Source organism: Chryseobacterium phocaeense, from assembly GCF_900169075.1.
Taxonomy (GTDB): Bacteria; Bacteroidota; Bacteroidia; order Flavobacteriales; family Weeksellaceae; genus Chryseobacterium; species Chryseobacterium phocaeense.
In genome coordinates this window covers 1,485,139-1,498,488 of sequence record NZ_LT827015.1, presented here as the reverse complement: position 1 = coordinate 1,498,488, position 13,350 = coordinate 1,485,139, and the positions used below count along the sequence as shown (strand labels likewise).

Genomic DNA, 13,350 nt, shown 5'->3' with positions numbered 1-13,350 from the left:
AACTGATTAAAAAAAATAACATCCAATTCCAGAATTTTCCTTTTTGCATAAAATAAAATTGATATTTATTATCTACATTTGTTGAATTATAAAATATCTAAAAATATAGTCAAAAGTGAAAAAAATAACAACTATTGTACTTCTTTCTTTGTCATCTTACAGCCTTCAAGCTCAGAATTTTATACAGGCTTATCAAACCCGGGCCGACAAAGTTTCGCAGACTAATATCACGACGATTCTTCAGGAATTCGCAGGTCTTGGTATAAAAACCACAGGTTCTGCAGAAAATACAAATGCGCTGAACTGGCTGAAAGCAAAGTATCAATCTTACGGTTATACTGCCAGCCAGATTACAGAAGATAGTTTTAACTATTCAAATACCAGCTCAAAAAATTTAATCATTACTAAAACAGGAACCGTTTATCCCAATACCTATGTGATCATCTGCGGGCATTATGATACTGTGAACGGCCCCGGAGTGAGCGACAATGGCAGCGGTACTTCTATTCTGCTTGAAGCGGCACGGATATTAAAAGATGTCCCTACAGAATATTCCATCAAGTTTATCCATTTTTCGGGTGAGGAACAGGGGCTTCTGGGCAGCTCTCATTATGTGAACAATGTTGTTTTCCAGAATAATGTGCGCCAGCTTAATCTTAAAGTTGTGTTCAATATTGACCAGGTGGGCGGCCAACTGGGAAATACCAACAATAATATCAAGTGCGAAAGTGACCAGAGCGGACAAAGTGGAAATAACGCAGCTTCTCTTGCCATGACACAGCAGCTGGCTACCTGCACCACGCTTTACTCACCACTGCAAACAACCATGTCCAATGCATTTAATTCAGATTATATGCCGTTTGAAGGTAAAGGAGATATCATTACAGGTTTTTATGAAACCCAAAGAAGCCATAATGAACATACCCCGAATGATACTTTTGCCAACGTAGATCCCGTTTATGTATTCAATGTCGGAAAAGCAACTATAGGTGCTCTTCAACACTTTGCTGTAGCTACAGGAACCCTGGCTACTGATGATATTCAGTCCGGAAACCTGGAAACAGTAAAAATATACCCTAATCCGGCGCAAAATGTTCTTCATATTGAACTTCCGAAAAATGATAAAAATTTCAAAGTGGAGGTCACTGATATGAATGGCAGGCTGCTCCTGAATGCAGAAAACGAAAATAAACTGAACACTTCCGGCCTTGCCAACGGAGTATATATGGTAACCGTAAAGTCTGATAAGCATAATGTGACAAGAAAGATTATTATTGAGAAATAAGAGTTTTGAGGTTGAGGCTAAGATTAGGCTAAGGTTAAGGTCAATACAACTATATGATAACATACTTTACAACCCTAAGACACTCAAACACTAAAACTCTATCCCCCTCCAACACACCACACACCACACCAAATATAATACATATGAAAAAACTGACTACCTTTTTGGGCATTGTATCAGCTGTGAGCAGCCTCAGTGCCCAAAGCTTTATTCAGGAATACAAGAACAGGGCTGATCTTGTTTCCCAGGCCAATATTACCACGAATCTACAGGAGTTTTCCAATTTTGGAATTAAAACCACAGGATCTGTGAACAATACCAATACGCTCAACTGGCTTAAAAACAGATACACTGCTTTCGGGTATTCAGCAAGCCAGATCGTGGAAGATCCTTTCACTTTTGGAAATACAAGCTCAAAGAATCTGGTGATTACCAAAATCGGAACCGTTTATCCTAACAAGTATGTGATTATCTGCGGGCATTACGATACCATTACCGGTCCCGGAACCAATGATAACGGAAGCGGAACTTCTGTCATTCTGGAAGTCGCCAGGATTTTAAAAGATGTTCCTACAGAATATTCCATCAAGTTTATCCATTTCTCTGGAGAAGAGCAAGGCCTGTATGGAAGTTCCCACTATGCCAATAATATAGCTTATCAGAGCGGGGTCAAAAAACTGGATATCAAAGTGGTTTTCAATCTGGATCAGGTAGGCGGTAAACAGGGAAATACCAATACCAAAATTATCTGTGAAAGAGATACTTCCGGACAATCAGGGAATAATGCGGCTTCCAATACCATTACCCAGCAACTGGCAACCTGTACTACCCTGTACTCTCCTCTTACCACCAGTATTTCCAATGCCTACTCCTCCGATTATATGCCTTTCGAAAAAAAGGGATATACCATCACGGGGTTTTATGAATATACCAGAAGCTATACGGAACACACCGTGAATGATACATTTGCTAACGTAGACCCTGTATACGTATTTAAGGTAGGAAAAGCTGCCGTAGGCGCCATGCAGCATTTTGCAACGGCCTCTACAACGGCTAAAACTGTTTCAGCTAAAGAAAATACACTGGAATCTGTAAAAATTCACCCTAACCCGGCTAAAAATGTACTCAATATTGAGCTTCCGGATTCATCAGCAGAAAAATTCAGTGTTGAAATAACCGATGTGAAGGGATATTCGGTACTGAAAACAGAAAATCAGCATCAGGTTGATATTTCACGCCTGAACAACGGAATTTATTTATGTACCGTAAAAACAGGAGATCTGAGTACTACACGGAAAATTATCATTGAAAAGTAAGAGGTTTTTAGGCTAAGATTAAGAGGGTCAGTACACCCTATAACTCCATAACCCTCAAACTCTAAAACTCTAAAACCCAATAACTCAATAATCCTCCAACCTAATATAATTTAACATGAAAAAACTAGTTATATTTTTATACTCTGCGGCAGCTATAGGAAGTATGAATGCACAGACACTCATTCAGGCCTATAAGAACCGGGCTGATATGGTATCCCAAACCAATATTACCACTAATCTTCAGGACTTTTCCAATCTTGGAATAAAAACCACCGGATCAGTGAATAATGCCAATGCCCTGACCTGGATTAAAAACAAGTATATTTCCTACGGGTATTCTGCCAGCCAGATTGTGGAAGATCCTTTTACATTTGGAAGTACAAGTTCAAAAAACCTGGTCATCACGAAAACCGGAACTGTTTATCCTAACAAATATGTGATTATCTGCGGGCATTTCGACAGTATCAACGGTCCCGGCGTTAATGATAACGGAAGCGGGACTTCTATTATCCTGGAGGCCGCAAGAATCTTGAGGAATGTTCCTACGGAATATTCTATCAAGTTCATCCATTTTTCCGGCGAAGAACAGGGATTAAGAGGAAGCAGCCATTACGTTAACAATGTAGCTTATCAGAATGGCACACGTGTACTTGATATCAAATTAGTCTTTAATCTTGACCAGGTAGGCGGCGTTATGGGTAATAATAACAATACGGTATATTGCGACCAGGATATGGCCGGCCCTACCAGTAATAATGCGGCATCTGCAACAGTAACCCAGGAGCTTAGGAACTGTACCGCCCTTTACTCACCGCTTCAGACAGCCGTAGATCCTGCGGAAAATACAGATTATATTCCATTTGAAAGAAAAGGTGAAGTGATTACCGGTTTTTTTGAAAGAATAAGAAGCTCCTCTCCGCATACGCCAAATGATACTTTTGCCAATACAGACCCGGTTTATATTTACAAAATCGGAAAAGCAACGGTAGGAGCACTTCAGCATTTTGCTGTAGCCACTTCTACAAGTTCAATTATACTGGACACGAAGGAGACCGCTTCCAACCATTCTATTGAATCTGTATCTATTTTCCCTAATCCATCCAAAGATATCGTCAATATCGAATTCCCTGATAAAAATATAAAAGATTTCACGGTTGAAATTACCGATATTTCAGGAAAGCTTCTGATGAAAAAAAATAATGAAATGGCAGTCAATGTTTCCGGGCTGGCCGAGGGAGCATACATCGGCATCATAACATCTGATGGCCAGAAAGCGGTCAGAAAGATACTGATCGAAAGATAGTTTAAAATTCAAATATCAAATACAGCAGGAAGAGGTTTTCTTCCTGCTTTTTTTATACGGATTTTAACGTAAAGAATATTCTTGATGCTGCATCATTTAGGGAGGTAAAGATGTAAGTTTTAACCTTAACCTTGTCAAGATTCAAAATCTTGACAAGGTTAGCTGGATAATCATCAATGCATTACCGATCCCTGCTTCTGAGAACTCCTTCTATATCTTCCATGGAAAATCCTTTTGCTTTAAGCAGGATCAGGAAATGGTAGAGCAGATCGGCGGCTTCATTTTTGAAAAGGTCATCATTGCTGTCTTTAGCCTCAATAACCAGTTCTACAGCTTCCTCACCTACTTTCTGTGCCATTTTATTGATTCCCCGCTGATACAATGAGTAAGTGTAAGAATCTTCTGTTTTGCGGTCAATCCTTTCAGCAATTTTGGCTTCCAGTTCATAGAGAAACCCTTTATTTTCCTTTTCACCAAAACAGCTGAAACTTCCGGTGTGGCAAACAATATCGGTAGGAACAGCTTGTATCAGGATCGTATCTTCGTCACAGTCTATGCTTATATTTTTTACCGCCAGAAAATTACCGGACTCCTCTCCTTTCGTCCAGAGTCTGTTTTTGGAGCGGCTGAAAAATGTGACAATGCCTTCTTTTTCCGTTTTTTCAAACGCTTCTTTATTCATGTAACCCAGCATAAGAATCTGCCGGGTCCTGCTATCCTGTATGATCGCCGGAACAAGCCCGTTACTTTTATCAAAATCTATATTCATCGTATCGGTATTTTTTGAGTTTTTAATTGTTGTTTTAATTCCTGCAGGGGAACCTCGTTGAAATGGAAAATACTGGCAGCCAGCGCACCGGTTGCCTTTGTTTCATGAAATACCTGAACAAAATCGTTGACACTTCCCGCCCCTCCGGACGCAATCACCGGAACGGAAACCGCCTCTGAAACCAACCTGATAATGCGGAGGTCAAAACCGTTTTTTGTACCGTCTCCATCCATTGAGGTCAGAAGGATTTCTCCTGCTCCCAAAGCAACAGCTTCTTTAGCCCATTCGACGGTATTTAAGGTGGTTGCTAATTTTCCACCTCTCACATACACCAGGTCTGATCCGTCCGTAAAACGGGTATCAATTGCCACCACAATACACTGGCTACCAAATTCGTTGGAAAGCTCCCTGACCAGTTGGGGATTTTTAACCGCTGAAGAGTTAATGCTTATCTTATCCGCCCCCGCTTCCAGCAGTGTCCTGACATCTTCAACGGATGAAATGCCGCCGCCTACTGTAAAAGGAATGCTCAGCTGCCGGGCAATTTTTCGGACAAGATCTGCAAAGGTCTTCCTGTCTTCCAAAGTTGCTGTAATATCAAGAAAAACCAGTTCATCTGCGCCTTCCTGCTCATACTTTACGGCAAGCTCCACCGGATCTCCTGCATTCCGGAGCCCTTCAAAGTTGATTCCTTTTACCGTAGTCCCGTCTTTAATATCCAGACATGGGATAATTCTTTTTTTAAGCATGTTCAATAAATTCCTGAAGTTGTTGTAATCTTATTCTTCCTTCGTAGATCGCTTTCCCGATAATGGTTGCCGAGCATCCTATTTCCTTCATTCTGTAGACGTCTTCTATGCATGAGATACCGCCACTGGCCGTAAGCTTTACTGAAGTTTTATCCAAAATTTCCCGGTACAGATCCGTGGAAGGTCCTTCCAGCATTCCGTCCTTTGAAATATCGGTGCAGATTGTCTGAGTGATCCCCTTTTCCTGATATTCAAGAAGAAAATCAATAATATCCAGATTGCTTTCTTCCAGCCAGCCGGATGTTTTTATTTTTCTGTTTTCACAGTCGGCCCCGAGAATAATCGTATCACTGCCGTATTTTTTGATCATTTCATAGCAAAATTCCGGATTCTGTACGGCAATACTTCCCAGAGTGATCTGTTTTGCTCCTGAATTAAAAGCTGTTTCAATATCTTTTGTGGTCTTCAGCCCACCTCCGAAATCAATATGAAGCGAGGTTTCCCTGGCTATATTTTCAAGGACTTTCTGATTGACGATATGCCTGGATTTTGCACCATCCAGATCTACAAGATGGAGAAAACGGATTCCGAAGCTTTCAAATTCTTTAGCCATTTCTATAGGATCTTCACTGTATACTTTTTGGGTGGAATAATCTCCTTTGGAAAGACGGACGCATTTTCCGTCAATAATATCAATTGCTGGAATAATTTTCATCATTTACAGGTTTATAAAGTTGTTTAAAATCCGGCTCCCTGTAGATCCTGATTTTTCCGGGTGAAACTGAACGGCAAAAAAATTATCTTTCTGCAGGGAAGCACTGAACGGCAGGATATAATCACAGACAGATACCGTAGAATCAGCCAATCCGCAGTAATAGCTGTGAACAAAATACACATCGCTGTTCTCCTCAATTCCTGAGAAAAGCGGTGATTTCAGGTCTGAAATCGTGTTCCAGCCCATATGCGGAATAAGATCTTTGGGTGGAAACCATTTTACATCCACATCAAAAATCCCCATTCCCGTTGTGTTTCCTTCTTCATTGTTGCCGCACATCAGCTGCATTCCCAGGCAGATCCCCAAAACAGGCTGCTTCAGATCCGGGATAAGCGCATCAAGACCTTTTTCCTTCAATACTTTCATGGTTGAGGAAGCTTCTCCAACACCGGGAAAAATAACTTTATCCGCTTTAAGGATCAGTTCCGGATCATCGGTAATGACAGAGCTTACATTCAGCCTTTCCAGGGCATTCTGGACGGAGCTTACATTCCCTCCGTTGTATTTTATAAGTGCAATCATTTTTATAAACTTCCTTTTGTTGACGGTAAATTAAAACTACTATCCGATTGATTAACAGCCATTTTTACTGCTTTTGCAAATGCTTTGAAAACCGCTTCAATCTTGTGGTGCTCGTTACTGCCTTCCGCTTTGATGTTCAGGTTGGATTTTGAGGAATCTGCAAATGATTTAAAGAAGTGAAAAAACATTTCCGTAGGCACATCGCCGATTTTCTCTCTTTTAAAATCAACTTCCCAAACCAGCCACGGTCTTCCCCCTAAATCAATGGCGGCCTGAGCCAGACAATCATCCATCGGAAGCAGGAAACCATACCTTTCAATTCCTTTTTTATTCCCTAATGCTTTCAGGAAAGCCTCTCCCAAAGCAATTCCGGTATCTTCAATGGTGTGATGCTCATCTACATGAAGGTCCCCATTCACTTTTATCTTCAGATCTAAATTTCCGTGCTTTGAAATCTGTTCCATCATATGATCGAAAAAATGAAGCCCGGTAGAAATTTCAGAAGTTCCGTTTCCGTTAAGATCTATTTCAATATCAATCTCTGTTTCATTGGTTTTTCTGTAGACTTTAGCCTTTCTCGATTCCCGCTTCAGAAACGAATAAATTCCGGTCCAGCTGTCCGTACTGAGCGTTGCTTCTTCATTAAAGTTTCGATTGAGAAAAACAGATTTAGTTCCCATATTTTTAGCAAGTTGAACATCACTACCTCGATCACCAATTACATAAGAGTTTTCAAGATCATAGCTTCCATACATGTACTTCGAAAGCAGCCCGGTTCCGGGTTTTCTGGTGGGAAGATTTTCATGTTCAAAGCTTTTATCAATCAAAATATCGCTGAAAACAATGCCTTCATTTTCGAAAGCTTGCAGCATTTTTTCATGGGGTTTTATAAAATATTCATAAGGAAAACTTTCAGTGCCCAGCCCATCCTGATTGGTCACCATCACGAGTTCGTAATCCATTTCCCTTGCAATTTTCGAGAGGTTCTGAAAGACTCCCGGATAAAACTCCAGTTTTTCCAGTGAATCTACCTGAAAATCTTCGGGTGGTTCTATGATGAGCGTTCCGTCACGGTCTATAAACAGTACTTTTTTCATAGCTGTATTTCTTTTAAAACGTTGATTAGTTTTTCGTTCTCTTCACGGCTTCCCACATTGATCCTGATACAGTCCGGAATAGCCGGCGACCGCTGACTGGTCAGAATTTCCTGTTCCAGCATCTTTTGATAAACGGTTGGAGCATTATTCATTTTAATCAGAAAGAAATTGGCATCGGTTGGAAATACTTTTACAATACATTCTATATTTTTGAACTGTTCTCCCAGCCAGGTTCTTTCTTCTAAAATCTTTTCAACATTTTCTTTAAGTCTGTTTTTGTCATCCAGCAGGTTGATAACCAGCTCCTGGCTTAGGGAATTGACGTTATAAGGAGCTTTAACCGTATTGATCAAACGGATGATCTCTTCCGATGCATAGGCAACTCCTACCCTTGCCCCGGCCGTTCCCCAGGCTTTTGAAAACGTCTGCAACACAATTAAATTGGGATATTTATTTAGAAGTTCAATGCCGGATTTATTTTCTGAGAACTCGATATAGGCTTCGTCAATGACCACAATCCCATCAAAGTTCTGAACAAAGAATTCAATGTCGTGTATGCTGTTTCCCGTTGGATTATTCGGAGAACACAGAAAGAATATCTTGGCCTGCTGTTCTTTACTTCTCTTTAAAATATCATCTTTAACAATTTCAAAATTTTCATCCAGATCCAGTTTTAAAAGCGCATTTTCATTGACGGCTGCGTAAAAACCATACATTGCAAATGAGGGATTCATCATCAGAATTGCGTCTTTTTTGGGCTCACAGAAGATTTTAATGATCAGGTCGATAAGCTCGTCACTGCCGTTTCCTATGGCAATCTGAGAGGGAGAAACTCCTTTAATTTCCGCAAGTTTTTCCTTAAGCTTTTTCTGGGTTGAGTCAGGATAGCGGTTGAATTCCCCGAACGGACATTCATTGGCATCCAGCATGACCGGAGCATTGAATTCATTCTGATCCCTGAAACTGATGTATGGCTGTAACGCAATGATATTTTTTCTTACGAACGTATTGATGTTAAATTCTTTCATTATATTATTTTAATCGGATAGATACTGCATTTTTGTGGGCAATAAGACCTTCGGCTTCGGCCATTATTTCAATTGTTTTCCCTATTTTTTCCAGGCCTTCCTTAGAAAGATGCTGAAAGGTGATTTTTTTGACAAAACTGTCCAGAGAAACCCCGCTGTAGTTCCTTGCGTAGGTATTGGTGGGCAGGGTGTGGTTGGTTCCGCTGGCATAATCTCCGGCACTTTCACAGGAGTAATTTCCGAGGAAAACCGATCCTGCATTTTCAATCAGCGGAATATATTTTTCAAAATCCTCCAAAGCTAGGATAAGGTGTTCAGGAGCATATAAATTACTGAATTCCAGTGCTTTTTCAACAGAATCTATTAATATGAAAAGACTGTGATCCAGTGCTTTGGAAGCCATTTCATTTCTGGGAAGGATTTTAAGCTGCTTTTCTACCGCTTCAATGGTTTCTGTAAAAATTTTGAAGTCATCAGCAATAAAAACAACCTGACTGTCACTTCCGTGTTCGGCCTGGGAAAGCAGATCTGCTGCACAGAATTCGGGAATGGCCTGCTGGTCTGCTATAACAAGCACTTCACTGGGTCCGGCCGGCATATCGATAGCCACCCCATAGTTCTGTGCATATTCTTTGGCTGCCACTACATACTGGTTTCCAGGCCCGAATATTTTATAAACCTTCGGAATACTTTCCGTTCCTAAAGTCATTGCCGCAATGGCTTGCGCGCCTCCGGTTTTAAATATTCTGGTAATTCCGCAAAGCCTTGCTGTATATAAAATGGCGGGATTGATATTTCCATTGGCGTTTGGCGGCGTACAGAGGATAATTTCACGGCATCCGGCTAACTGCGCTGGTATCGCAAGCATCAGAACTGTTGAAAATAAGGGTGCAGTTCCTCCCGGAATATAAATCCCTACTTTTTCTATGGCCCGGTTTTCTCTCCAGCATGTTACCCCTTTTGCCGTTTCTATTTTTTCTGTTTCCGGTATCTGGGCGGCATGGAATTTCGAAATATTTTCCTTCGCCTGTTGAATGGCTTTTTTTAATTCTCCGGAGATTTCTTGTCCTGCCTGGTCAAGTTCTGCATCTGAAACTGTGATCTGTGGAGTTATAGCACGATCAAATTTTTCATTAAACTCAATCAGTGCGTTGTCTCCTTCTTTTTCTACTGCCTCAAATATTTCCTCCATCAGTCCGGACAATTCTTTACGTTCAATAACCGGACGTTTTACCAGCTCAGGCCATGAATTTCTTTCAGGGTATCTGTATATTTTCATAATTAAATCACCATTTTATCAATTGGAATAATGAGTATGTCCTGCGCTCCGTTTTCTTTCAGCTCATCAATAACCTCCCAGAACCGGTCTTCGTCAATCACGGAATGAATGCTGCTCCACCCTTTTTCAGCCAAAGGAATCACGGTAGGACTTTTCAATACGGGAAGCACAGATGCTATATCACTGATTTTGTGATCAGGGACGTTCATGAGGATATATTTGGAATTTTTTGCTCTTAAAACAGCCTGAATCCGGAAAAGGAATTTATTTTTTTTCAGGGTCAAGGACGGAAGTTTTTGCCAGAACGGCCTCGGATTTCAGAATGGTCACCGTTTCCCTAAGCCCGTTTTTAAACAGCGTGCTTCCTGAGCTTACAATATCACAGATGCCATCTGCAAGGCCAATATTAGGAGCGATCTCAACGGAACCGGAAATGATGTGAATGTCTGAAGTAACGCCTTTTTCGCTGAGAAAGTTGGTAAGGGTATTGGGATAAGAGGTGGCAATTTTTCTCCCTTCGAAATAAGAAAGATCATCGGTTTCCACTTCTTTCGGGACGGCTAAGGAAACTCTGCATTTTGAAAACCCAAGCTTCTCTACGATCCGGATGTTTTTCTGTTTTTCAGCTAAAAGATTTTCGCCTACGATGGCAATATCTACCACCCCGTCTTCAAGGTATTGGGGAATATCTGAATTTCTGAGATACATGATCTCCATGGGAAAGTTGTCTACGGAAACTTTGAGCTGGTCTTTCCCGTTGTTGACATAGATACCGCAGTCTTTGAGGAGCTGTAAGGATTCTTCGTAAAGCCGGCCGCTTTTCTGGATCGCAATTTTTAATTTACTCATTGTATTGTTTTAAGGAATCTGAGTAAATAAAAACTGATCTGTAGCTATTTCCGGGAAGAATTCGGGAACAAAAAAACCGTCTATTTACTCAGACGGTTTTTAATATTTTTGATTTTAACACATGTTTATATCAATCAATTCCGTCTTAGCAGAGATGATGATAGTAATGATGAAGTGTTAAAAAATTCGGTTTCATTGTTTTGAATTGTGGTACAAATGTAGGATTTATTTTTAAACTGCAAAGTTTTTTTACAGAATTTTTTTGTAGAGCTCCATTAATTCTGACGCAATGGGCTCGTCATTAAATTTCTGAACAAAGTCGAAACTCCTTTCTGCACGGCGTTTCCTTTCGGACTCATTGTCCCACAAAAATTTTATCTTTGCACTAATGTCAACATAATTTCCCGGATCTACATACACCGAGTCTTTTCCACCCGCTTCCGGAAGACAACTCACGTTACTGGTAATGGTTACCGTTTTTGAGAAAAGCGCTTCTATCACAGGGATTCCAAAGCCTTCGAAAAAGCTTGGATAGACAAAAATATCCGCCAGTTTATAGATCACCGCAAGCTCATCCATGGAAACTCCTTCCAAGAACAAGACCTGCTTTTCCATTTTGTTTTTTCTGATAAACGCTTCCACCTTTTTGTAATATTTTGTCTTTTTACCAACAACAACCAGCGGAATTTCTGTTTCATGAATTGCCCTGACAATATTGAGCAGATTTTTACGGTCCTCAATGGTTCCTACGTTCAAAATATAGCGTTCGGGAAGCGTGAATTTCTCTTTTACAGCCTGAATTACTTCTTCTGACTGCTGTTCTTTAAACGCTTTGTGGCAGCCCTGATAAATGACTTCTATCTTGCTTTCGGGAACTTTTAAATACGTAATGATATCTCTTTTGGTCTGTTCTGAAATGGCTATGATCTTATCTGCAGAAACAGCGGCTTTTTTAAATTTCCATAAATGGATTTTCCTGTCGAAAAAAGAATAATACTGCGGATATCTCATGAAGATCAGGTCATGGATGGTCACGATTTTTTTTATAGGTTCTTTCCCCCACTTCAAAGGCAGTTCACCGGAAAGGCCATGGAATATCTGTGCGCCTTCTTTTTGGGCATCTTTCCCCATTTTAAGCTGCCTCGCCAGGCTTCCTTTTGAAGTTTCCACAAACCGGACATTGTCTCTTTCCAGGATATCCTTTCCCCGTTCTGAACTGTTTTTGTTCAGAAGAAGATATTCGTTTTCAGGATAGTACTTGGAGAGAATCCTGATGAGATCTCTTGAATAATTGCCCAATCCGGACGTATTGTGAAAAAAACGTTTTGCATCGAAGGCAATTTTCATAGGAATGTTTTTAATAAACTTTTTTACGGCCTAAATTTATAAATAAAATAAACCCCAAATGACTATTCAGGGTTTATTATGTAAATTTTAAAAATAATCTTCAAAATTCAGAAATAATACAGCTTATACGGCTACATTATTATCTCTCAACGCGTCATTAAGAGAGGTTTTTTTATCTGTTGATTCTTTTCTCTGGCCAATAATCAATGCGCAAGGAACCTGGTATTCTCCAGCTGGATACTGTTTGGTATAGCTTCCCGGAATTACCACTGAACGGGCAGGAACCCTTCCTTTGATCTCAACAGGCTCGGTACCTGTAACATCAATAATTTTTGTAGAAGCGGTCAACACCACATTAGCGCCTAATACGGCTTCTCTTTCTACATGTACTCCTTCTACCACGATACATCTTGAACCGATGAAACAGTCGTCTTCAATGATCACCGGAGCAGCCTGCAACGGTTCCAGTACACCTCCGATTCCTACACCTCCACTCAGGTGAACGTTTTTACCGATCTGTGCGCAGCTTCCTACCGTAGCCCATGTATCCACCATAGTTCCAGAATCTACGTAGGCCCCGATATTTACGTAAGAAGGCATCATAATTACTCCTGAAGCCACGAAAGATCCTTCTCTTGCGATGGCATGCGGTACAACTCTTACTCCTTTTTCAGCATAGTTTTTCTTCAAAGGAATTTTATCATGAAATTCAAACGGACCTACCTCAATAGTTTCCATTTTCTGAATCGGGAAATACATTACTACGGCTTTCTTCACCCACTCATTCACCTGCCATCCGTTTTCCGTAGGCTGTGCAACACGAAGTTCTCCGGAATCCAGTAAAGAAACCACTTCTCTTATCGCCTTCTGGCTGTCTTCATTCTGTAATAAATCTCTGTTATCCCAAATGTTTTCAATAGTTTGTTGTAACGACATGTTTCTTTTTTGATTTTAATATAAATTATCCTGCAGCATTCCGCAGTTTTTCAAGCTCAAAAGTACAAAAGATTGTTTTAGTATACAAACCGGAC

The 13,350-nt window shown here is 40.5% G+C and carries 12 protein-coding genes and 1 pseudogene; 3 read left to right on the top strand and 10 right to left on the bottom strand.

Annotated features, from left to right (window positions below):
* Positions 1–115 precede the first annotated feature (115 nt).
* From B7E04_RS13410 to B7E04_RS13400, 3 genes are all read left to right on the top strand, one after another.
* Positions 116–1,285 carry a M28 family peptidase gene (locus B7E04_RS13410; RefSeq protein ID WP_080779116.1) on the top strand — a complete coding sequence of 390 codons (1,170 nt, stop codon included), beginning with the start codon at positions 116–118 and terminating at the stop codon, positions 1,283–1,285.
* 143 nt (positions 1,286–1,428) lie between these two features.
* Positions 1,429–2,601 carry a M28 family peptidase gene (locus tag B7E04_RS13405; RefSeq protein WP_080779115.1) on the top strand — a complete coding sequence of 391 codons (1,173 nt, stop codon included), beginning with the start codon at positions 1,429–1,431 and terminating at the stop codon, positions 2,599–2,601.
* A 115-nt stretch (positions 2,602–2,716) separates the two neighbouring features.
* Positions 2,717–3,904, top strand: coding sequence for a M28 family peptidase (locus tag B7E04_RS13400; protein ID WP_080779114.1), 1,188 nt, complete (start codon positions 2,717–2,719; stop codon positions 3,902–3,904).
* 181 nt (positions 3,905–4,085) lie between these two features.
* Here the strand turns inward: B7E04_RS13400 and hisIE are convergent, their stop codons facing one another.
* The 10 genes and pseudogenes from hisIE to B7E04_RS13350 form a co-directional block, all read right to left on the bottom strand.
* Positions 4,086–4,673 carry a bifunctional phosphoribosyl-AMP cyclohydrolase/phosphoribosyl-ATP diphosphatase HisIE gene (gene hisIE / locus B7E04_RS13395; RefSeq protein WP_080779113.1) on the bottom strand — a complete coding sequence of 196 codons (588 nt, stop codon included), beginning with the start codon at positions 4,671–4,673 and terminating at the stop codon, positions 4,086–4,088.
* On the bottom strand, positions 4,670–5,422 hold the full coding sequence (hisF, locus tag B7E04_RS13390; RefSeq protein WP_080779112.1) for an imidazole glycerol phosphate synthase subunit HisF: 753 nt from the start codon (positions 5,420–5,422) through the stop codon (positions 4,670–4,672). The genes hisIE and hisF overlap by 4 nt, the downstream gene beginning before the upstream one ends.
* A complete protein-coding gene (gene hisA, locus B7E04_RS13385; protein WP_080780684.1) occupies positions 5,415–6,137 on the bottom strand; it encodes a 1-(5-phosphoribosyl)-5-[(5-phosphoribosylamino)methylideneamino]imidazole-4-carboxamide isomerase in 723 nt (240 codons plus the stop codon). Before hisA ends, hisF begins: the two co-directional genes overlap by 8 nt.
* Positions 6,138–6,140: 3 nt before the next feature.
* Positions 6,141–6,719, bottom strand: coding sequence for an imidazole glycerol phosphate synthase subunit HisH (gene hisH, locus B7E04_RS13380; RefSeq protein WP_080779111.1), 579 nt, complete (start codon positions 6,717–6,719; stop codon positions 6,141–6,143).
* 2 nt (positions 6,720–6,721) lie between these two features.
* Positions 6,722–7,816: a bifunctional histidinol-phosphatase/imidazoleglycerol-phosphate dehydratase HisB gene (gene hisB / locus B7E04_RS13375; RefSeq protein WP_080779110.1), complete on the bottom strand. Its 1,095-nt coding sequence runs from the start codon at positions 7,814–7,816 to the stop codon at positions 6,722–6,724.
* Positions 7,813–8,844 carry a histidinol-phosphate transaminase gene (gene hisC, locus B7E04_RS13370; RefSeq protein WP_080779109.1) on the bottom strand — a complete coding sequence of 344 codons (1,032 nt, stop codon included), beginning with the start codon at positions 8,842–8,844 and terminating at the stop codon, positions 7,813–7,815. Before hisC ends, hisB begins: the two co-directional genes overlap by 4 nt.
* 4 nt (positions 8,845–8,848) lie before the next feature.
* Complete coding sequence (hisD, locus tag B7E04_RS13365) at positions 8,849–10,123, bottom strand: histidinol dehydrogenase (protein ID WP_080779108.1); 1,275 nt, start codon at positions 10,121–10,123, stop codon at positions 8,849–8,851.
* Positions 10,124–10,125: 2 nt separating this feature from the next.
* Positions 10,126–10,972 (bottom strand): annotated as a pseudogene (gene hisG / locus B7E04_RS13360) (ATP phosphoribosyltransferase).
* Positions 10,973–11,221: 249 nt separating this feature from the next.
* Entirely contained in the window at positions 11,222–12,319 is a 1,098-nt protein-coding gene (locus B7E04_RS13355) for a glycosyltransferase family 4 protein (RefSeq protein ID WP_080779107.1), read from the bottom strand.
* Positions 12,320–12,442: 123 nt separating this feature from the next.
* On the bottom strand, positions 12,443–13,255 hold the full coding sequence (locus B7E04_RS13350) for a 2,3,4,5-tetrahydropyridine-2,6-dicarboxylate N-succinyltransferase (protein WP_080779106.1): 813 nt from the start codon (positions 13,253–13,255) through the stop codon (positions 12,443–12,445).
* Positions 13,256–13,350 lie beyond the last annotated feature (95 nt).

Excerpts from the sequence above, each read along its gene's own strand:
- B7E04_RS13405 (WP_080779115.1), top strand. The coding sequence starts at position 1,429 with ATGAAAAAACTGACTACCTTTTTGGGCATTGTATCAGCTGTGAGCAGC.
- B7E04_RS13400 (WP_080779114.1), top strand. The coding sequence starts at position 2,717 with ATGAAAAAACTAGTTATATTTTTATACTCTGCGGCAGCTATAGGAAGT.
- hisIE (WP_080779113.1), bottom strand. The coding sequence starts at position 4,673 with ATGAATATAGATTTTGATAAAAGTAACGGGCTTGTTCCGGCGATCATA.
- hisF (WP_080779112.1), bottom strand. The coding sequence starts at position 5,422 with ATGCTTAAAAAAAGAATTATCCCATGTCTGGATATTAAAGACGGGACT.
- hisA (WP_080780684.1), bottom strand. The coding sequence starts at position 6,137 with ATGAAAATTATTCCAGCAATTGATATTATTGACGGAAAATGCGTCCGT.
- hisH (WP_080779111.1), bottom strand. The coding sequence starts at position 6,719 with ATGATTGCACTTATAAAATACAACGGAGGGAATGTAAGCTCCGTCCAG.
- hisB (WP_080779110.1), bottom strand. The coding sequence starts at position 7,816 with ATGAAAAAAGTACTGTTTATAGACCGTGACGGAACGCTCATCATAGAA.
- hisC (WP_080779109.1), bottom strand. The coding sequence starts at position 8,844 with ATGAAAGAATTTAACATCAATACGTTCGTAAGAAAAAATATCATTGCG.
- hisD (WP_080779108.1), bottom strand. The coding sequence starts at position 10,123 with ATGAAAATATACAGATACCCTGAAAGAAATTCATGGCCTGAGCTGGTA.
- B7E04_RS13355 (WP_080779107.1), bottom strand. The coding sequence starts at position 12,319 with ATGAAAATTGCCTTCGATGCAAAACGTTTTTTTCACAATACGTCCGGA.
- B7E04_RS13350 (WP_080779106.1), bottom strand. The coding sequence starts at position 13,255 with ATGTCGTTACAACAAACTATTGAAAACATTTGGGATAACAGAGATTTA.